Source organism: Enterococcus sp. DIV2402, from assembly GCF_017426705.2.
GTDB lineage: Bacteria > Bacillota > Bacilli > Lactobacillales > Enterococcaceae > Enterococcus_F > Enterococcus_F lowellii.
The window spans coordinates 1,196,992-1,217,040 of sequence record NZ_CP147251.1; the positions used below are offsets into that span (position 1 = coordinate 1,196,992).

Annotated in this window: 19 protein-coding genes; 13 read left to right on the forward strand and 6 right to left on the reverse strand. The window is 35.5% G+C overall.

Translation table 11 applies throughout. The features are described from left to right. Positions 1–34 precede the first annotated feature (34 nt). Positions 35–673, reverse strand: coding sequence for a CPBP family intramembrane glutamic endopeptidase (locus DOK78_RS05830; RefSeq protein WP_207941340.1), 639 nt, complete (start codon positions 671–673; stop codon positions 35–37). A 228-nt stretch (positions 674–901) separates the two neighbouring features. Here DOK78_RS05830 and groES point away from each other — a divergent pair, with 228 nt between their 5' ends. The 7 genes from groES to DOK78_RS05865 all read left to right on the forward strand — a co-directional run bounded on the left by groES (position 902) and on the right by DOK78_RS05865 (position 11,631). Further along, positions 902–1,186, forward strand: coding sequence for a co-chaperone GroES (groES, locus tag DOK78_RS05835; protein WP_207941338.1), 285 nt, complete (start codon positions 902–904; stop codon positions 1,184–1,186). A 47-nt stretch (positions 1,187–1,233) separates the two neighbouring features. Beyond that, positions 1,234–2,859: a chaperonin GroEL gene (groL, locus tag DOK78_RS05840; RefSeq protein WP_207941336.1), complete on the forward strand. Its 1,626-nt coding sequence runs from the start codon at positions 1,234–1,236 to the stop codon at positions 2,857–2,859. Between the two features lie 944 nt (positions 2,860–3,803). Beyond that, complete coding sequence (locus DOK78_RS05845; protein ID WP_207941334.1) at positions 3,804–6,353, forward strand: HD domain-containing phosphohydrolase; 2,550 nt, start codon at positions 3,804–3,806, stop codon at positions 6,351–6,353. Positions 6,354–6,367: 14 nt separating this feature from the next. Next, positions 6,368–7,225, forward strand: coding sequence for an HAD-IIB family hydrolase (locus tag DOK78_RS05850; protein ID WP_207941332.1), 858 nt, complete (start codon positions 6,368–6,370; stop codon positions 7,223–7,225). A 113-nt stretch (positions 7,226–7,338) separates the two neighbouring features. After that, positions 7,339–8,823 (forward strand): nicotinate phosphoribosyltransferase, encoded by a 1,485-nt coding sequence (locus DOK78_RS05855; protein ID WP_207941330.1) that lies wholly within the window; start codon positions 7,339–7,341, stop codon positions 8,821–8,823. Further along, positions 8,820–9,644 (forward strand): ammonia-dependent NAD(+) synthetase, encoded by an 825-nt coding sequence (gene nadE, locus DOK78_RS05860; protein WP_207941329.1) that lies wholly within the window; start codon positions 8,820–8,822, stop codon positions 9,642–9,644. Before DOK78_RS05855 ends, nadE begins: the two co-directional genes overlap by 4 nt. A 187-nt stretch (positions 9,645–9,831) precedes the next feature. Then, entirely contained in the window at positions 9,832–11,631 is a 1,800-nt protein-coding gene (locus DOK78_RS05865; protein ID WP_207941327.1) for an LTA synthase family protein, read from the forward strand. Positions 11,632–11,831: 200 nt separating this feature from the next. On the opposite strand, the gene DOK78_RS05870 is transcribed toward DOK78_RS05865, so the two are convergent. Both DOK78_RS05870 and nrdI read right to left on the reverse strand, forming a co-directional pair. Then, positions 11,832–12,659: a LysR family transcriptional regulator gene (locus DOK78_RS05870; protein WP_207941326.1), complete on the reverse strand. Its 828-nt coding sequence runs from the start codon at positions 12,657–12,659 to the stop codon at positions 11,832–11,834. Between the two features lie 32 nt (positions 12,660–12,691). Next, positions 12,692–13,150 (reverse strand): class Ib ribonucleoside-diphosphate reductase assembly flavoprotein NrdI, encoded by a 459-nt coding sequence (gene nrdI, locus DOK78_RS05875; RefSeq protein ID WP_207941325.1) that lies wholly within the window; start codon positions 13,148–13,150, stop codon positions 12,692–12,694. Positions 13,151–13,236: 86 nt separating this feature from the next. Here nrdI and DOK78_RS05880 point away from each other — a divergent pair, with 86 nt between their 5' ends. Further along, complete coding sequence (locus DOK78_RS05880) at positions 13,237–13,797, forward strand: GNAT family N-acetyltransferase (RefSeq protein ID WP_207941324.1); 561 nt, start codon at positions 13,237–13,239, stop codon at positions 13,795–13,797. Between the two features lie 82 nt (positions 13,798–13,879). Here DOK78_RS05880 and DOK78_RS05885 read toward each other — a convergent pair whose 3' ends face one another. Together DOK78_RS05885 and DOK78_RS05890 are read right to left on the reverse strand one after the other, a co-directional pair. Next, the gene (locus DOK78_RS05885) at positions 13,880–14,398 is read right to left on the reverse strand and encodes a hypothetical protein (RefSeq protein ID WP_207941323.1); all 519 of its coding nucleotides are present in this window, start codon (positions 14,396–14,398) and stop codon (positions 13,880–13,882) included. A gap of 35 nt (positions 14,399–14,433) precedes the next feature. After that, entirely contained in the window at positions 14,434–15,303 is an 870-nt protein-coding gene (locus DOK78_RS05890) for a Cof-type HAD-IIB family hydrolase (RefSeq protein WP_207941322.1), read from the reverse strand. Positions 15,304–15,443: 140 nt separating this feature from the next. Here DOK78_RS05890 and DOK78_RS05895 point away from each other — a divergent pair, with 140 nt between their 5' ends. From DOK78_RS05895 to DOK78_RS05910, 4 genes are all read left to right on the forward strand, one after another. After that, on the forward strand, positions 15,444–16,124 hold the full coding sequence (locus DOK78_RS05895; protein WP_207941321.1) for a uracil-DNA glycosylase: 681 nt from the start codon (positions 15,444–15,446) through the stop codon (positions 16,122–16,124). A gap of 152 nt (positions 16,125–16,276) precedes the next feature. After that, positions 16,277–17,257 (forward strand): phosphate acetyltransferase, encoded by a 981-nt coding sequence (gene pta / locus DOK78_RS05900; protein WP_207941320.1) that lies wholly within the window; start codon positions 16,277–16,279, stop codon positions 17,255–17,257. Between the two features lie 104 nt (positions 17,258–17,361). Further along, entirely contained in the window at positions 17,362–17,829 is a 468-nt protein-coding gene (gene tsaE / locus DOK78_RS05905) for a tRNA (adenosine(37)-N6)-threonylcarbamoyltransferase complex ATPase subunit type 1 TsaE (RefSeq protein ID WP_207941319.1), read from the forward strand. Beyond that, positions 17,826–18,347 (forward strand): GNAT family N-acetyltransferase, encoded by a 522-nt coding sequence (locus DOK78_RS05910; RefSeq protein WP_207941318.1) that lies wholly within the window; start codon positions 17,826–17,828, stop codon positions 18,345–18,347. Before tsaE ends, DOK78_RS05910 begins: the two co-directional genes overlap by 4 nt. A gap of 47 nt (positions 18,348–18,394) precedes the next feature. Here DOK78_RS05910 and DOK78_RS05915 read toward each other — a convergent pair whose 3' ends face one another. Continuing rightward, positions 18,395–18,928, reverse strand: a complete 534-nt coding sequence (locus DOK78_RS05915; RefSeq protein ID WP_207941317.1) for a 3'-5' exonuclease — start codon at positions 18,926–18,928, stop codon at positions 18,395–18,397. A gap of 158 nt (positions 18,929–19,086) precedes the next feature. Here DOK78_RS05915 and DOK78_RS05920 point away from each other — a divergent pair, with 158 nt between their 5' ends. Beyond that, the gene (locus tag DOK78_RS05920) at positions 19,087–20,001 is read left to right on the forward strand and encodes a Gfo/Idh/MocA family protein (protein ID WP_207941316.1); all 915 of its coding nucleotides are present in this window, start codon (positions 19,087–19,089) and stop codon (positions 19,999–20,001) included. The last annotated feature ends 48 nt before the right edge of the window (positions 20,002–20,049 follow it).

The window sequence follows — 20,049 nt, forward strand, 5'->3', positions numbered from 1 at the left end:
AAAAACCGTCTAGTGTTGAAGCTAGACGGTTTTTTTATTTGGGAAGTTCTATTGATTGTAAAAGTATATTGGCAATAACAACTAAGGTATTCATCCCCACATGCGCTAAAATAGAAGTCCAGATTTTTCCAGTGTTGTAATAGAGTAGACTAAAGAAAAATCCTAAGGCGAAATACAATAACAAATGCCCATCTTGATGAATGAGTGCAAATAAGAACGAGCTGATACTAATTGCTAACCACACATTCAGATATTTTTCAAGAAAACCAGTGATAGCACGACGGAAGACAAATTCTTCCATGATAGGTCCGCCAATCATCACCGCAATGGCAAAAAGAGGTTGCTGTAAAACAATTTGAATAATATTTTGCGTATTTTCAGAAGCAACCTCTTGTCCAAATAATTGTTCGATTTGTAAGACGATATTTTGTAAAAAGATGGCTACAAAAATTCCGCCTAATCCAAATGCAATGACTTTTAACCAATTGCTTTCTTTTCTTTCGAAAGATAGCCATTCATTTTGTTGTAAATATAAGATAACTAAGACAGCTGCTCCTAAAAGATACGCAATCATCGTGGCAAATACTTGATTAGTTGCGGGTAAGAAAGCAGGCGAGAAAAAAGCAGCTGCATAAAATAAAATCGTTAATACACTATATTTTTTTGTGGACATAGAATTCTCCTCTCGTTTATTTACTATTATAACAAAAATAGTGCAGGACAAGTTGTTAAGAAGGAGAGACTTATTTAACCAATTTTGACTTTTATAAAAAAATAATTCAAAAGACTTGCATTCTAGAATGAAAATAAGTAATATTAGTTTTGTAAGTTAGCACTCGATATATGAGAGTGCTAATGACAGCAAATCATAGAGATTAGAAATTAATTGGAGGGATTTATCGTGTTAAAACCATTAGGTGATCGTGTATTGATCGAAGTCGCAAAAGAAGAAGAAAAAACTGTCGGAGGACTTGTTTTAGCATCTGCAGCAAAAGAAAGACCGCAAACAGGAACGGTTGTCGCTGTTGGTGAAGGCCGCGTCTTAGATAATGGGGAACTAGCAGCTGTACCAGTTAAAGTTGGTGACACTGTTTTATTTGAAAAATATGCTGGTTCAGAAGTGAAATACGACGGTAAAGAATATCTGATTTTTTCAGCAAAAGATATTGTTGCAATCGTAGAATAATCAAATAAACATACGCAGTATAAAAAAACTTTGAGGTGAAAAAAATCATGGCAAAAGATATTAAATTCGCAGAAGACGCTCGTTCAGCAATGCTACGAGGTGTAGATAAATTAGCAGATACAGTAAAAGTAACATTAGGCCCTAAAGGTCGTAACGTTGTTTTAGAAAAATCATATGGTTCTCCATTGATTACCAATGATGGGGTAACAATTGCTAAAGAAATCGAATTAGAAGATCATTTTGAAAATATGGGTGCAAAATTAGTTTCTGAAGTTGCCTCTAAAACAAATGATATTGCAGGTGACGGTACAACTACAGCTACTGTTTTAACACAAGCAATTGTTCGCGAAGGTTTGAAAAACGTTACTGCTGGCGCAAATCCATTAGGTATTCGTCGTGGGATTGAATTAGCAACAAAAGCTGCAGTTGAAGAATTACACAATATCTCTTCTATTGTTGACTCTAAAGAAGCAATTGCGCAAGTAGCGGCTGTTTCTTCAGGTAGTGAACAAGTTGGCGAGTATATCGCTGATGCGATGGAAAGAGTTGGTAACGATGGTGTTATCACAATTGAAGAATCAAAAGGAATTGAAACTGAATTAGATGTTGTAGAAGGTATGCAATTTGATCGTGGTTACTTATCTCAATATATGGTAACAAATAACGATAAAATGGAAGCAGAACTAGAAAATCCATACATCTTGATTACAGATAAAAAAATCTCAAACATTCAAGATATCTTGCCGCTATTAGAACAAATTTTACAACAATCAAAACCATTATTAATTATTGCAGACGATGTAGATGGCGAAGCTTTACCAACATTAGTCTTGAATAAAATTCGTGGAACATTTAACGTCGTTGCGGTAAAAGCACCAGGTTTTGGTGACCGTCGTAAAGCAATGTTAGAAGATATTGCTATTTTAACTGGTGGTACAGTGATTACTGAAGATTTAGGTTTAGATTTGAAAGATGCAACAATTGATACTTTAGGTCAAGCAAGCAAAGTAGTTGTTGATAAAGACAATACAACAATCGTTGAAGGTTCTGGTACAAAAGAAGCCATTGAAGCACGTGTTCAAGTTATTAAAAACCAAATTACTGAAACAACTTCTGATTTCGATCGTGAAAAATTACAAGAACGTTTAGCGAAATTAGCTGGTGGTGTAGCAGTAATTAAAGTTGGTGCACCAACTGAAACAGAATTAAAAGAACTAAAACTACGCATTGAAGACGCATTGAATGCTACACGTGCCGCTGTAGAAGAAGGCATGGTTTCTGGTGGTGGGACAGCTTTAGTGAATGTTATCAATAAAGTTGCTGCTCTTGAAGCAGATGGTGATGCTGCAACTGGTATCCGTATTGTTTTACGTGCGTTAGAAGAACCTGTACGCCAAATTGCTGAAAATGCTGGTTATGAAGGTTCAGTAATTATTGACCGCTTGAAAAATGCTGAATTAGGTATTGGTTTCAATGCTGCAACAGGTGAATGGGTAAACATGTTAGATGCTGGAATCGTTGACCCTACAAAAGTAACTCGTTCAGCGTTACAAAATGCCGCTTCGGTAGCTGCATTATTATTAACAACTGAAGCAGTTGTTGCTGATAAACCAGAACCAGCTGCACCAGCAGCGCCAGCAATGGATCCATCAATGATGGGCGGTATGATGTAAAAACGAACGACAATCCCTGTTTTAAAAGGGATTGTCGTTTTATTTTTGTTCTATATCATCTGAAAGAAGCAAAACTTGGCAGTTTATTTAAACACTGGTTTACTTGTTTTTTCATTACATAAGTATAAAAATGCAATGTTGTACTTGCATCCATAGCTCTTCATCCATTCAAACATAAAAATCGAGAATAGCCCTCTATTTTAAGGAAATGTATCCATGATAGGATAAAAAAGATTTATTTAAGGAATTTTAAATCAAGTGTAAATAACATGGCTATAAATGTAATAGCGTATAGAGCTTTAGAAATTACAAAAGAAGTCACCCTCAAATAGTAATAAGCTTGGATTTAAAACTAATGCTATAACTAGAATCATAGATACAACAATAAAAATATCATCCCATTTTTTAATAATAGATTACTCCTCAATGAAATAGTTCTTACCTACATTGATAATCCTAGCATTGATTTGTAAGCAATCACTTTTAGCTTAAACGTCGTAAATCAATGCTTGAACGTTAAATTTTTTTAGCAGATGAATCTGTGTGTTTAATTGAACAGGTACTGAAAAATACTGCCTAGTCTTTCAAATTCGCTAAAAAAGTCTTATTAAATAACCTAAATAATATTATAAAATTATGTGAAGAGGAAATTTTAGCGGAACCTGAAATTACTGTGGATGATTTATAGAGACAATCGATAAGTTGCCAGGGTTTATAAATTAATTTAAATATTTTAGAAAAATTAAATGAATTTTTTTAATAAATCCAGATAACGAGCGCTATTAAATCAGTTTTTTACTATAATTTTTATTTTTTTTTAATAAAAAAACAAAAAATATATTCAATCAAGCTAGTCCTAAAATTGCTTTTCTGAAAGGTGCTTGCTAAAATAAGAGAAGAATTGAACGAACTAGAAGAAATGATTCAAAACTGGTGGTAGATGAATGATTAAAGACAATATAATAAATACACAGGCAATGAATTCATTAGGAAGTTGTCAAATTAAACTAATTTTTGATTTAGAAAATAGTGTGGTCGATTTCCGATTACAAGCTATGAATGAAAGCTTTGCAAAAATGTTACATTGGAAACAAGAACAAATCGGAGAAAAACTTTCGTCACTTCTTAAAGAATTTCCTCATGAAGAAAAAATTTGGTTGTCTTTATGTAATTATGCAATTCGCTATAATAAAACACACGAATTAACTTGTTTTATAGCAAGTGCTAATGAATATTTTACAATGAGTGCGATGCCATTAAATAACAAACAAATGGTTTTGTTTTTACGATTAGCTGATGAACAACTAGCACTACAAAAAGAAACAGAATCACGGATGGAAATAGTGCGTATTGTAGAGCCATTATTTGAAAGTCAAAATTATGCCTTAGCATTACTAGAATTTAATGAAGGCATATATCGCTATGTAAAAAGCAATGAGTTATACATGCAATTGACGGGGTTAAAAGATTTAAACGCAGAACCGCTTTCGACAGTTTTCAAAACGGATTTGCGACAAAAAATAGAAGGTTATTTGGATGAAGCAATTCAGAAAAATCGTTTGGTTCAATATGAACGGAGCTATGAAGTAGGTGAGCGAAACTTTACTTTACATACAGAACTAACACCTATCTTTAGTACTTATGGGATTCCGTATATTTTGTCTTACAGTAAAGATGTTTCAGAAGTAAATAAAGTAAAAAAAGAAAATCAGCAACTAAGTAAAAGGTTACGAGCAATGTTTGACCAACATGCGGCAATCAAAATCATTTTTGATGTGAAAACTGAGCAAATTTTATCCGTGAATCCTTCTGCCTGTGATTTTTATGGATATACAGAAGAGGAATTTTTAAAGCTTCGACTATCAGATATTAATGAATTATGGATTGATGAGTTTTACAAAAACTACAATAATAAAGGGCGAGGAAATACATTATTAAGTTCAGTACCCCAAACGTTAAAAAATGGTGAAAAACGTTTATTAGATGTCTATTGTAGCCCGATATGGGATGGGAGTGAACATATCCACTATGTCATTGCATATGATGTGACTGATCGAGAAAATTTACGTCAAAAATTAATACACGAGGAAGAGTTGTTACGAATTACCTTACAATCGATTGGTGATGGTGTGATTGCAATGAATGAGCAAGGCAACATTACTAGTTTTAATGATGAAGCAGCCAAAATTACTGGGTGGCAAAGTCAAGAGGTTCTAGGTAAACCGTTTGAAGATATCTTCACTATTTATGATGAGAAGACGCATGAAAAAATTGATTTCAAAGATAACGCGATGTTCTATAAAGACTCACAAGTTAAATTCGAGCACACCGCATTATTATTAACGAAAGACTCTCGTTGGCTACCAATTACTAAAAGTGAAGCGCCAATTAAAGATCAAAATAATGACTATCAAGGCGTAGTGATTGTTTTTCGAGATGTGCAAAGAGAATTGGAACATATTCAACAAATTGAGTTTTTAAGTTATCGTGATCCGATTACAAAATTGTATAATCGTCATTATATAGAAGAGCATTTTGATTGTTTTAGTCAACCAAGTAACTTCCCGATTACTGTAGTGATGGCGGATGTCAATGGCTTGAAATTGACGAATGATGTGTTTGGTCATAAAGCAGGTGACGAATTATTAAAAGAAATCGCATCGGTTTTTAACGGTGTCTTTTCTGAAGAACATATTATTTCTCGATGGGGTGGCGATGAATTTATGATGATTTTACCGAAGACAGAATTGGTAGCAGCAGAGGAAATGGTGCAAAAGATTCGCCAAATGCCAATCACTGTTCCAGGTATTGCTGGGATCAAAGCTAGCGTATCTTTAGGTTTTGCGACAATCACAAGTCCTACCAAAACAATTATAGAAGCAATGAATGAGGCAGAAGAATATATGTATCATCAAAAATTACTTGATGGCAAAAGTTATCGTCATGCTATTATTAACAGCTTATTAGCGACATTATATGAAAAAAGCAATGAAACCGAAGAGCATTCTCATCGTTTGGTTCAATATTGCCATGCGATTGGGAAAAAGATGAAACTCACTTCGAATGAACTAAATGAATTAGACCTATTGTGTTTACTCCATGATATTGGTAAAGTGGGAATAGATCCGAATGTATTAAATAAACCAGGAAGATTGACTGACAGTGAATGGCGAGAAATGAAGCGTCATGCAGAAATCGGTTATCGTATTGCCCAAGCGACACCAGAATTAGCCCCCTTTGCTCATTTGATTTTAGCGCATCATGAGCGTTGGGACGGACAAGGATATCCACGCCAATTATCAAAATGTGAAATTCCACTTGCATGTCGCATTTTAGCAGTTGCTGATTCATACGATGCGATGACTAATGATCGAGTTTATCGGAAAGCTTTGTCAAGAGAAGCGGCAATCGAAGAAATTCGTGTCAATGCCGGAACGCAATTTGACCCTGCTGTAGTAGACGTTTTCCTGAGTATATTAACCGATGAAGAGTGAGAAAGGGATAGAGCATGAATATTGTATTTTCAGATGTGGACGGTACGTTTCAAGATTTTGGTCAGACGGTACCACCCATTAACTTAGCTGCGGTTCGAGCACTCCATGATCAAGGCGATCATTTTGTTTTTGTAACAGGAAGAGGTTATGAATTAGCACAAGAATTATTAACAACAACTAATCTTCCATGCGACATTATTTTTGGTAATGGTGCAGGAATTAAGTTAGAAAATGAAGAACCACGATTGAGAAATTGTCTCGACCATCAAGTGTGTTTAGAGCTTTTAGCTCGTTTAGAATCCGAAAATACATTTTATTTTATTCATACGGACCAAGGTGTCTTTGTGAACACGATTACGCGTTACCACACGCATTTTGAAGACTTGCATGTCAAATTCGAAGCAGAATTAGGAACGATTGGTGCCGAGATAATGGACTATAAAGAAGTCTATTTTACAAAAGAATGTCACAATGTTTTAAGTGTACTTACGTTTATACAAGAACATCCAGAATTAAATATCATTAAAATTGAATTGATGGAAGCAGATGATTTACAAAAAGAGAGTTTACGCGACAAATTAGCAATAGAGGGCGCGTATATTTTCGAGTCATACCAACAAACATTGGAAGTAGTCAATCCGTTAGCGACAAAAGGTGCGGCTATTTTATCTTATCTGAAAAATTTTCCAAAGGCGAAAAGTTATGGTTTTGGGGATGGCGAGAACGATGTGCCGATGTTTGAAGTGGTGGATGTTTCTGTTGCCATGGCAAATGCCAATACTGACGTTAAAGCCGTTTGTATGGAACAAGCTGGTGAATGTGCGGCAGGTGGGTTAGGAACCTACATTTTTGACCACTTGATTCAAAAATAAGCTAAAAATTAAAGCGATAGTGAAAAAACTATCGCTTTTTTGCGCTTGAGTCGGTATTTTTAATTTTTTTTGTTATAATAATAAATAGAAATTGACAAGGGAGTTACTAGCGTATGCAAAAAACATATACAGATGACAGTTTGACTTTACACACCGATTTATATCAAATTAATATGATGCAAACTTATTGGGAATTAGGCCGTGCCGATTTACATGCAATTTTTGAATGTTATTTTAGAGAAATGCCTTTTAAACATGGATATGCCGTTTTTGCGGGATTAGAACGTCTGGTAAAATATCTAGAAAATTTAACCTTTACAGAGACTGATTTGGCTTATCTACGGGAAGTAGGCGGCTATTCTGAAGATTTTTTGACGTATTTAAAAGAGTTTAAATTTAGTTGCACGGTTCGCTCAGTTAAAGAAGGCGATTTGGTGTTCAACAATGAACCATTGATTCAAGTAGAAGGCCCTTTAGCCCAAGCACAATTAATTGAAACAGCTTTATTGAATATGGTAAATTTCCAAACCTTGATTGCGACAAAAGCAGCTCGCATTAAATCAGTGATTGGCGATGATCCTTTATTAGAATTTGGTTCTCGTCGGGCACAAGAAATGGATGCAGCGATTTGGGGAACACGTGCAGCCTTTATTGGCGGTGCTGACGCAACAAGTAATGTTCGTGCAAGTAAAATTTTTGGTATACCAGCAAGTGGTACTCATGCGCATTCATTGGTTCAATCTTATGGCAATGATTACGACGCATTTATGGCATATGCCAAAACACATAAAGAGTGTGTCTTTTTAGTAGACACGTATGATACCTTGAAATCAGGAGTTCCTAATGCTATTCGTGTCGCAAAGGAAATGGGCGACAAAATTGACTTCTTAGGTGTACGGATTGATAGTGGAGATATGGCGTACATTTCGAAAAAAGTCCGAGAACAATTAGATGAAGCTGGTTTTACTGAAGCAAAAGTGTATGCTTCAAACGACTTAGATGAAAGTACTATTTTAAGTTTAAAAATGCAAAAAGCAAAAATTGACGTATGGGGCGTAGGAACAAAATTAATTACGGCCTATGACCAACCTGCTTTAGGAGCTGTGTATAAATTAGTAGCCATTGAAAATGAAGAAGGCATCTTAGAAGACACCATTAAATTATCTAGTAACGCAGAAAAAGTTTCTACACCAGGAAAAAAACAAGTGTGGCGGATTACTCGTAAAGTAGATGGTAAATCAGAAGGTGATTATGTCACTTTATGGGATGAAAAACCAACAGAACAAGAGAGTATCTTTATGTTCCATCCAGTTCATACGTACATTAATAAAACCGTCACAGATTTCGAAGCACGTCCATTATTGCAAGATATTTTTGTGGAGGGAAAATTGATTTATGAATTACCTGACTTAGAACATATCAAAGCGTATTCTCATCAATGTTTAGATGCTTTATGGGATGAATACAAACGAGACTTAAATCCACAACCGTATCCTGTCGATTTATCACAAGAATGTTGGAACCATAAAATGGCAATTATGGATAAAGTTCGTAAGCAAGTTCAAGCATTTAATGAACAAGGAGGAGCGAATTTATGAGTTTACAAGAAGAAATTATTCAAGAATTAGGCGTAAAACCAGAAATTGATGCCTATACAGAAGTTCGTCGCAGTATTGATTTTTTAAAATCGTATTTAGTGAAGCATCCTTTTTTAAAAACCTTTGTATTAGGTATTAGTGGCGGACAAGATTCAACTTTAGCTGGGCGATTGGCACAATTAGCGATGGAAGAAATGCGTCATGAAACCAATGATTCAGATTATCATTTTATTGCAGTGCGCTTACCTTATGGCGAACAAGTGGATGAAGAGGATGCAAAGAAAGCAATGACCTTCATTAATCCAGATAGTCAATTAGCTGTTAATATCAAGCCAGCTGTTGATGCACAAGTCGCGTCTTTGGAAGCCGTGGGTGTGACAGTTTCTGATTTTAATAAAGGAAATATTAAAGCAAGACAGCGAATGATTACACAATATGCCATTGCGGGTGAATTTTCGGGTGCTGTCCTTGGAACCGATCATGCGGCAGAAAATGTGACAGGATTCTTTACGAAGTTTGGTGATGGTGGTGCAGATATTCTACCACTTTTCCGTTTGAATAAGCGTCAAGGCCGTCAATTGTTAGCTGAACTTGAGTCTCCAGAAGAATTGTATTCAAAAATACCAACTGCAGATTTAGAAGATGGCAAACCACTGATTGCAGATGAAGTCGCGTTAGGTATTACGTACGATGAAATTGATGATTATTTAGAAGGAAAAACTATTTCTCCAGAAGCTCAAGCAATTTTAGAGAATTGGTGGCGTAAAGGCGAGCACAAACGTCATTTGCCGATCACAGTTTTAGATGACTTTTGGAAGTAAAAATAAGTTAGTTTAAGAATAAACTATCCGAACTATCGAGAGATTGCTACTAAGGTCTAATTAGACCTTAGCACCCACCTTAATTAGGGGATGTTCTTTCATATAGTTCGGATAGTTTTATGTTGTTTGTCATTTACAATTGTAAAAAAGAGGCTTAAAATAAAACACTAATGGAGGAGGTTTTTCGTTGAAAATAAATTCTAAAATTAAATATAGTATTGCAACTGTTGTGAGTTTGGTAGGAATTATTCTTAGCAATCTTTATTTACAATGGTGTCAAAATAATTTATCTGCTGACTTAGCACTAAAATTTGCTTTTTCTTGGCATACAGAAAAATTTCTTTTAGGTAGTTTAGTGTTAGGGATTTTTTATTTGTTTTTGATTAGTTTAGCAGGTTCTTGGATTGCGGGCACCACCGTTTATAGTGTCATCATTTTATTAATTGGTTACGCTACCTATCTTAAAATGTTATATCGTCAAGAACCGATTTATCCAGATGATTTGAAAATGGTCACACAATTTGATTTATTAAAAGAAATGATTGGTACAGGACCATTTGTCGTGGCGATTTTAATTGTAATTGGTGCGTTGGGAATTTTTGGCTGGCAGTTGTATCGTAGCATTTATTTACCAAAAAAACGTCAAATTATTCGTGTATCGGTTTTGGCACTTAGTTTTTTAGGGCTAATTTATGTGAGTCATTTTAATGATGAAACTAATGTATTGCGTAAAGCTTATAATCGCACGGCTTTATGGATTCCATATTCACAGCAAATGAACTACTATAATACAGGTTTCATGGGTGGTTTTTTATTTAACTTACGAGTGGAAGCAATGGAAGAGCCTAAAGTGTATTCTGAAAAAACAATTGATGAGATTACAGAGAAATACCAGCCTAGCAAAAAAGAAGCAACCGAAGAGCCGAATATTATTTATATTATGAGTGAGAGTTTTTCTGACCCAAGTCATCTAAATGGATTAGAAATTACAGGCGATCCATTGAAAGAATACTACGAACGAGCGAACCAAACGTATAGTGGAAAAATGTTATCGCAAAATTACGGTGGTGGCACTGCTAACATTGAATTTGAAGCATTAACTAGCTTTTCAATGGAATTATTTAATCCACAAATGACGACACCATACACCTTGTTAGTTCCAAAAATGGATAATTTACCGTCATTGGTTTCCTTAACTGCACAACGAGGGTATGAAACAACAGCTATTCATCCGTATGATACTTCAATGTATAAACGAAAAGATGTCTATGATATTCTAGGTTTTAACCAGTTTTTAGATCAAGAGACAATGAAGCATACAGATAAAATTGAACAAAATCCCTATATTTCTGATAAAGCAGCTTATGATGAAATCATGGATATTTTGAAAGACAACCAACAACCACAATTTGTGCACTTAGTGACGATGCAAACGCACATGCCTTATGGTGGAAAATATGATACCTTGCATTATTCAGCAAAAGGTACAGGTAATATGAATAGTGTTGGAAATTATCTACAAGACATTGCCTACAGTAGTCAAGCCTTGAGTGATTTTATCAATCAAGTAGAACAACTGCCACGTCGGACATTAATTGTTTTTTGGGGCGATCATTTACCGGGAATTTATTCAGATGAAGTTCAAGCAGAAAATGAACAAAGCACACTTCATGAAACAGAATTTTTAATGTGGGATTCACAAAATGAATGGAAATTTGAACCAAATCAAATAACCAGTCCATTTTATTTTGCGCCTAATCTATTTGAACGAAGCAATTTGCTGTTGTCACCTTTTTATGACATGTTATTAAAATTGGAAAATGAATTACCTGCCTTTGAAAAAGGGATGTATTTACAAGATGGTCAATGGCAATCAGAGTTAGCGTTAGATCAAAAAGCCCAAGAACTTTATAATGACTATCAGTTGATTCAATATGATATTGTGCAAGGAAAACAATACAGCGTGGATAAACAATTTTTTGAATGAATGTTTTGTTTCACGAAGGAAAACAAGCTTGAAAAGGTGAAAGCGGAACAAGCATGATGAACAAAAGGTTTTATGAATTTTCTTCTCGATCTTTTTTGTGAAACGTAAAAATTGTGAAACAATCCACTCGCAAATATGTGGATAAAAAAGAAGTCATCGTAAAAACGATGGCTTCTTTTTAGTTATTCACAAGTCCAGTTTTAAGAATGATTGGCTTTTTTGATTTGTTCTTGGATAAAGCTTGCGACAGCTGCTAATTCTTCAGAAACGACTTTTTGTCTAGTTACAAAATAAAGGCTTCGTTGACTCCCAACTTCTAACGAACACCACGGAATAGATTGATTGAGTGCTAATTTAGAAATGATTGTTTTTCCCACGCCATTTTTTAGTAAAGCTAACGTCATTTCATGACTGTTTGTTTGAATGATATGAGGAACCAGATTACGAATTTTTAAATAATTCTCGTTAATTTCTCCTAGTGGGGAATCTGATTCTGGTAATAACCAATAATTAGAAGTTAAATTACCAGCTAAAACTAATTCATCTTCTGCAATCAAATAACGATCAATTTGACTACTGCGTTCAGGAGTTTCAATTAAACCAAAGTCAACTTTGGATTTTTCTAAATCATGGATAATTTTCTCACTAGACATAATTGGAAAGCTAAAATCAATCATGGGGAACTCTTTTATCAAAATTGGCACAAATTTAGGAATCAGATAGGCCCCACATGTTTGAGAACTAGCAAAAATACATTTATCTCGAAAATTCTTTTGCGTGCTAACATGGTGAGTCGCATCTTCCCATTCTTCAATGATTTTTAAAATACGTGGGTACAAAAAATCGGCTTCTTTTGTTGGAATAATTTCTTGTTTTCCATTACGAATAAAAAGTGAAACATTTAAATGGTCTTCTAATTTTTTGATTTGGGCAGAAACAGTGGGTTGTGACAAAAAGAGACTGTCTGCCGTGCGCGTAAAATTATGTGTTTCATATACCGATAAAAATGTTCTTAATACTTGAAACAAATCATCACCTCATTTAATTCTCGTTACCTTGTTTACTGAGCGACTTTTTTCCATTCTGTGACTAACTTTTCATAGATTGCTGCAATTTCTGAATTATTTCCACGAAGTTCAAAATCTGCTAGTAGAGGCGTGTCGAATTGCTGACTGTATTGTTTCGCTGTTAAACAATATTGATAACCGAAATTCTTATTCCCACTACCGATAATTCCTAAACAAAAATCTGCGTTATTTTCAAATGCAATATACTCGCGTAACGCTTCCGTTAAAATTTCTTGATCGCCGTTGTCCACACCATTGCCACCTTCTAAATACGTAGGAACGATAGCGAAAAATGGTTCAGCTATGACTTCATCGAAACTGTTGTCGTGAATTTCTTTTGATTGTATAATAGGGAAATCAGGGTTTTCTGCGTGTTTTTGTTCAGACAAGGCTTGCATACGAGCGACAAAAGAACGAGTGTTGCCTGAAATTGATATATATAGGATATTCATTGTGTATTCCTCCTATGGAACAGTATAACAAAAAATAAGAAATTCAGCAGACTAAAACCTATACAAATGAAAAGAAGGTAGAATAAATGATTCGATTTGCAACATCAGAAGATGGTTTAGCTATTGCAAAATTAGTGCTGGTTATTTTGAAGGATATGGAATTGCCATTTGTCAAAGAAATCGGCGAAGCAAAGACCATCGAGATTTTAACTGAAGCAGTTAAAGACCCAACGTATCGCTATGGTTATAAGAGAGGTTTGGTCAAAGAAGTGGATGGCGAAATTGCAGGAATTGCGTTTGGCTATCCTGCAGAAGAAGAGGCAATTGTCGATGATGCCTTAGCTCGTGTTTTAAAAGAAAAGGGAATGACCGAGCGTCCACTCTTCATTGACCCAGAAACATTTCCAAATGAGTGGTATTTAGATACCATTTGTGTCGATGAAGCGTTTCGTGGTCAAGGAATTGGCTCTGAATTACTAGACGCACTAGATAAAATGGCGAAAAGAGAAGCGAAATCTGTGATTGGCCTTTGTGTTGACCAAGCCAATCCTAATGCGCAACGTCTCTATGAACGAAAAGGTTTTGCAGTAGTGGGAGAACAAATGCTTAGTGGCCATAAGTATAACCACATGCAAAAAAATATTTAATAAAAAAACAGCATGTACTATGAGGTACTATCCCTAAAAGGTTCAACTTTTAGAGCAGTCAATTCATGTTACATGCTGTTTTTTATTCAAATGTATCAGCAAATTTAAGCCTATATTCAAGTGATTCTTTAGGTTTGCGATTATACAGCCAATAATCTAAAACTGCTGCGATACAAATACATTTTGGAGCGTTTTTGTCATCAATAACATTCAAGACATAAAAATCACCAGTTAGTAGACTTGCTTTGTACATCCGCATAATTTCTTCTTTAAAGTGATGAATTTGATAACGATGATTGTAAATATCACCGTGGACTTGCCAATGTAGTTGTTGAACATAATAGAAGTCACCAGGCCAATTAAAAATTTTTTGCATAGTGCCAACTTTTTGGAAATTCTCATAGATTTCAAACCGTTTGCCAAATGTAAAGCTAACTTGTTTAATGCTAGCAACCAAAGTTCCATTCATGCGATAAAGTGATAGCGCATCGCCTTTGGTTCCCCAACGACCGACGAGTAAATAAAGAGAGTGGCCCGCTTCATCTTTAATGACGGTTCTTGTTACGGCACTCAATTGTTCTTGAATAAAAAATTCAGACACGACCTCTCACCTCCGTTTGGTCGATACGTTACAGCTTACAACTCTTCATCAATCGCGCGACGAATAGCTTTTCCCACACCCGATTGAACATTTGGCTCAGTGACATATTTTGCATATTCTTTGAGCTCTGATAGGGCGTTGCCCATTGCAAAACTCACACCTGCTGCTTGAATCATGCTTACATCATTTAAATTATCCCCAATAGTCATAACTTCTTTCATATCAATATTTCTGTTCAATGCAACATGACTGACAGCAATTCCTTTTTGAGCAGCGCGATGATTGATTTCAATATTATTTTCACCAGATGAGGTCACAAACAATTCATCATAAGCATTAATTTTTTTAGCGGCCGGACCTAGATACACAGCGCCTTCTTTATGGAAGCAAATGATTTTTAAGATAGTAATTTCATCTTGAACAATCAACTCATGGATACTGTCCACAAAATGAATAGGCAAAAATTCAAGACGCGCGACTGTCATCGCAATCGCCATTTTATGAGTTAAATGAGGCATCGTTTCTGCGATATGCGCAGCAAAATTTTCAATGCGTTGTTCTTTGCTTTCTGAATAAGTTCCTTTGTTTGTTGACACTTCATAATAGATTTGATGTTCATCTAAAATGTCCAAAATAGTTTGTGTCGTTTCTAAATCGATGGGGGCACTAAAGACCACATTTCCTTCTTGGTCAAAGACTTGTGCGCCATTTAAGGTAATCATGGCACAGTCAATGCCGGCTTCTTCTAATGCAGGTAGTGCCTCAGAACGATTCCGACCAGTAGCAACCATAAATTCAATGCCGTGCGATTGTGCGTATTGAATCGCTTCTATATTTTCTTGGGAAATCCGCATTTCTGCGTCTAATAACGTACCATCCATATCTGAAGCAATTAATTTAATCATATAAGCAACCCTTTCTTCTCCTGTAATTCTCTTTTAGTTTACCACAAAAAATAGAAATTTTCTTGAAGTCAACGTGGGTTTTCGAGACTTGTCGTTTCGAACAGATTACGCTATTCTAAAAGAAATAAGGAGGAACGTATATGAAAACAATTATTCATAACAGTTGGCAAAACATCTTGGAAGAAGAATTCCAAAAATCCTATTATTTAGAACTCCGTGAATTTTTAAAACAAGAATACCAAACCCAACGCATTTTTCCAGATATGTATCATATTTTTGAAGCATTAGAAAAAACACCTTACGAAAAAGTGAAAGTAGTTATTTTAGGTCAAGATCCTTATCATGGAATGAATCAAGCACATGGTTTATCTTTTTCAGTTCAACCAGGAGTAAAAATTCCACCATCATTAAAAAATATTTATAAAGAGTTAGCAGATGATTTAGGAATTCCACCTGTTACGCATGGATATCTTACGTCTTGGGCAGAACAAGGTGTGTTATTGTTAAACACTGTTTTAACCGTACGAGAAGGACAAGCTTACTCTCATCGTGGAAAAGGCTGGGAACAATTAACAGATGTAATTATTCAAAAACTAAACGAACGTGAACAGCCAATAGTTTTTATTTTATGGGGAAAACCAGCACAACAGAAAATGACGATGATTGATACACAAAAACATATTATCATTCGCTCTGTTCATCCGAGCCCGCTTTCGGCACACCGTGGTTTTTTTGGTTCAAAGCCATTTTCAAAAACCAATGATGCGTTAATTGCCTTAGGAGAAACACCAATTAATTGGCAACTTCCGGAAAGAGTATAACAGAAGGAAGAGTAAATTGTAGCAGAAAGAAAAAATGATGTGTAAAAGTCAATTAGATACTCTTTTTGATATTAATACAGACAAAAAAACTGTTCTTTTTTTTTAAGATAGTGTATGATGGGAATGTATAAAAAATCTGGAGGTTATTATCCATGGAATTATTTGACAGTTTAAAATTTAAAATCGTTCGTCGTGGCATCCGTATTGCTTTCCCAGAAGCTTCTGATACACGTATTTTAGGTGCCGTTGCTCGTTTAAAAGGGGAAGAGCTAATCGAGCCTGTTTTAATCGGTAAACAACATGAAATCGAAAAAGCTGCGGCAACTCGTGGAATCAACATTGCGAATATGACAATTTATGATCCAGATAACTGCGGTCGTTGGGATCAAATCGTTGATGCGTTTGTTGAACGTCGTAATGGAAAAGTAACAAGAGAGCAAGCGGAAGAGTTGTTAAAAGATGAAAACTACTTCGGTACAATGCTTACTTACATGGGAATTACAGATGGTTTAGTATCTGGTGCGATTCATTCAACGGGTGACACTGTACGTCCTGCTTTACAAATTATTAAAACAAAACCTGGAATTAGCCGTACTAGTGGCGCATTCTTAATGATGCGCGGGAATGAACAAGAAAAATATATCTTTTCTGATTGTGCGATTAACGTAGCACCATCTCCAAAAGAATTAGCTGAAATTGCGATTGCTTCTGCTCATACAGCTGAAATGTTTGATATTGAGCCTCGCGTAGCAATGTTAAGTTTCTCTACAAAAGGTTCAGCAAAAGCGCCTCAAGCGGATGCAACCATTGAAGCGACTAAAATTGCCAAAGAATTAGCTCCAGAATTAGCAATTGATGGTGAATTGCAATTTGATGCAGCATATATTCAATCTGTTGCTCAATTAAAAGCTCCTGAATCAGACGTAGCAGGTAAAGCTTCTGTCTTTGTATTCCCAGATTTACAAGCAGGTAACATTGGTTACAAGATTGCACAACGTTTTGGTAACTTTGAAGCAATTGGACCAATCTTACAAGGGTTGAACAAACCAGTTTCTGACTTATCTCGTGGTTGTAACGAAGAAGATGTTTACAAACTATCAATTATTACAGCAGCCCAATCATTAATGGCTTAATCGCCGTTTTTAAGAGTCGTCGTTTCAGCGATGGCTCTTTTTGCTATTTCAGTTAAAAAAAGCTATACTAGTCGAGAAGTTAAAGGAAATGGAGTAATAGCGGTATGATTGTTTTGGAAAATGTCGAACAAACAGCAACATTTGCTCAACTAATTGGCGAAGTCGCCCAAGCAAGTGACAATTTAGTTTTAACCGGTGATTTGGGCGCTGGTAAAACTACTTTAACCAAAGGCATCGCTAAAGGGCTTGGCATTGAGCAAATGATTAAAAGTCCAACCTATACGATTATTCGTGAGTACGAAGCAGGTCGATTGCCTTTATATCACATGGATGTTTATCGTGTAGAGCATGGTGCAAGTGAGTTAGGTCTGGATGAATATTTTGAAGGAGACGGTTTATCGGTGATTGAATGGGGAAATCTTTTGGCTGATGCCTTACCTGTTGATTACTTAGAATTAGTTTTAGAAAAAGATTCACAGGATGAAAATAAACGATTGGTTACACTGACATCATTTGGCAAACAAGGAGAAAGCTTTAAGCAACGAATTCTTGAAAAGTGGGAACAACTATGAGTGAAGCTATTGACTTGCTCATTCGTGAAGCGTTATCTGAAGATGCCACTAATATTTTAGCCATGATGGATCAGGTGAGTCGTGAAACAGAATTTTTAGTTATGGATGAAGGCTTCACTTTAAGTCCGGATCTTTTAGCACACCACATTGAGGCAATTTATGAAAGTTCCAATAATTTATTGTTAGTGGCGTATAATGGGGAACAGCTTATCGGTACGGCATCGATTCGAGCAAGTGAGGAAAAACGAATTGCTCATATTGGTGAAGTTGGTATTTCAATTTTGAAAGACTATTGGGGAATGGGCTTAGGCAGTGTTTTATTAGAAGAAATAATTATCTGGGCGCAAGAATCAGCATCTATCCGTCGTTTGGAACTAACCGTGCAAACTCAAAATAAACGAGCTACCCATTTATATGAAAAATTTGGTTTTCAATTAGAAGCAACAATGAAACGTGGGGCTTTAGGCGACGATGGCCGCTTTTTAGATGTGTTATTGATGAGTTTAATGATTGATTGAATCGTATCTCCAAATAAAAACAACGCCAACTCAGCTTGGCGTTGTTTTTATTTCATCATGACCAATTTTTTTAACGGTTCCACGCCAAACTTTTTTTCTTGATGTAATAAAATATTGGCACATGCGCGACTATCTTCTAACGCATCATGGTGGTTATTTAATGGGATATCCAACAATTCACACATCGTATTTAATTTATGATTGGCTATTTCAGGATATAATTTGCGACTTGTTTTGACAGTACACAAAGAAAGGTAGTGGGGCTGTTTTAACCCGTAATACTCTAAACAACCTGTTAAAACGCCCGTATCAAAACCTGCATTATGCGCAACGATTAAACTATTTTCTTGATAATATTGCTCAATTTGCTGCCAAACTTCAGGAAATTTTGGCGCATGAACGACATCTTGTGGTCGAATGCCGTGGATTTGAATATTACGCCAAAAAAATTCAGTTTCTGGTTGAATCAAAGTATAATATTCGCCAACAATTTGACTATTACGAACCATGACTAATGCCAATGAACAGGCACTATGTCGTTGATAGTTTGCTGTTTCAAAGTCCATTGCGATAAAATTCATTTTTTTCACCTCTTATAAATCAACGGTTAATTCAATAGGACCAAGCGTACGTCGAAGAAATAAATGTCACGTAATCTTGCCAATTTGTTTTTCCTTACTGTATTCTAAACAAAAAAAGTGTAAGATAAAAGTAAGAACAATTATAAAGGAGCAAGTATATGAAAATTGGCGTTATCGGTTTAGGAGGAATCGCTCAAAAAGCGTATCTACCGACCTATGTAAAATTACAAAATCAAGCAACATTTTTTTTCGCTACACGTAACCCTGAGGTACAACAAGCATTAAAAGAAACCTATCAATTGCAACATATGAAAGCTAATCTGCAAGAGTTATTAGCAGAAAACATTGAAGCTTGCTTCATCCATACAGCGACGCATAGTCACTATGCTTTAGTTAAGGAATGTTTAGAAAATGATATTCATGTGTTTATTGATAAACCTTTAAGTGAGAATCTTGCAGAAGTTAGTGAATTGCAAGAATTGGCAGAACGCCGAAATAAACTTCTTATGGTAGGTTTCAACCGTAGATTTGCGCCAATGGTTGAAAAATTAAAAGCAATGCCAGATAAGCGTACAATCTTTTTACAAAAAAATATGGTTCACTCCGTACAGCCAACCGCATTTGAAATTTTTGACGTCTTTTTACATTTAGTTGACACGGCTGTTTATTTATTAGATGAGCCGATTATTTCGATGAGCAGTCGCATTCGCGATACGTCAGCTGGTATGGAGACAGCCTTTTTACAATTGGAAACGGAAAATACCACTGCAATGTTATCCATGGATTTAAAAAGCGGTGCTAGTCGTGAGCAGTATCAAGTAACTTCATCACAAGGGACAGCGGTTGTTGATAATTTGGTAACGTTACAAATATTCAATCAAAACCAACAAACGACACAGACTTTTGGCGACTGGGAAGTAACCTTGAGAAAACGAGGATTTGAACAGATGGTTGAACTATTTTTAGAAGCCATTCAAACAAAAGAGACGGCTAAATTACATCAAGAAAATATTTTTGTTAGTCATGAATTATGCGCAAAAATGTTAAAACAACATGAAGAACAGTCCAACTAGTAGTCAGTTTGTGAAGAACATGTTAAAATGGACAAGACGTTGAGAAGA

Excerpts from the sequence above, each read along its gene's own strand:
- groL (WP_207941336.1), top strand. The coding sequence starts at position 1,234 with ATGGCAAAAGATATTAAATTCGCAGAAGACGCTCGTTCAGCAATGCTA.
- DOK78_RS05880 (WP_207941324.1), top strand. The coding sequence starts at position 13,237 with ATGATTCGATTTGCAACATCAGAAGATGGTTTAGCTATTGCAAAATTA.
- DOK78_RS05855 (WP_207941330.1), top strand. The coding sequence starts at position 7,339 with ATGCAAAAAACATATACAGATGACAGTTTGACTTTACACACCGATTTA.
- DOK78_RS05850 (WP_207941332.1), top strand. The coding sequence starts at position 6,368 with ATGAATATTGTATTTTCAGATGTGGACGGTACGTTTCAAGATTTTGGT.
- DOK78_RS05920 (WP_207941316.1), top strand. The coding sequence starts at position 19,087 with ATGAAAATTGGCGTTATCGGTTTAGGAGGAATCGCTCAAAAAGCGTAT.
- DOK78_RS05915 (WP_207941317.1), bottom strand. The coding sequence starts at position 18,928 with ATGAATTTTATCGCAATGGACTTTGAAACAGCAAACTATCAACGACAT.
- DOK78_RS05845 (WP_207941334.1), top strand. The coding sequence starts at position 3,804 with ATGATTAAAGACAATATAATAAATACACAGGCAATGAATTCATTAGGA.
- nrdI (WP_207941325.1), bottom strand. The coding sequence starts at position 13,150 with ATGAATATCCTATATATATCAATTTCAGGCAACACTCGTTCTTTTGTC.
- DOK78_RS05830 (WP_207941340.1), bottom strand. The coding sequence starts at position 673 with ATGTCCACAAAAAAATATAGTGTATTAACGATTTTATTTTATGCAGCT.
- nadE (WP_207941329.1), top strand. The coding sequence starts at position 8,820 with ATGAGTTTACAAGAAGAAATTATTCAAGAATTAGGCGTAAAACCAGAA.
- DOK78_RS05895 (WP_207941321.1), top strand. The coding sequence starts at position 15,444 with ATGAAAACAATTATTCATAACAGTTGGCAAAACATCTTGGAAGAAGAA.
- DOK78_RS05910 (WP_207941318.1), top strand. The coding sequence starts at position 17,826 with ATGAGTGAAGCTATTGACTTGCTCATTCGTGAAGCGTTATCTGAAGAT.
- DOK78_RS05890 (WP_207941322.1), bottom strand. The coding sequence starts at position 15,303 with ATGATTAAATTAATTGCTTCAGATATGGATGGTACGTTATTAGACGCA.
- tsaE (WP_207941319.1), top strand. The coding sequence starts at position 17,362 with ATGATTGTTTTGGAAAATGTCGAACAAACAGCAACATTTGCTCAACTA.
- pta (WP_207941320.1), top strand. The coding sequence starts at position 16,277 with ATGGAATTATTTGACAGTTTAAAATTTAAAATCGTTCGTCGTGGCATC.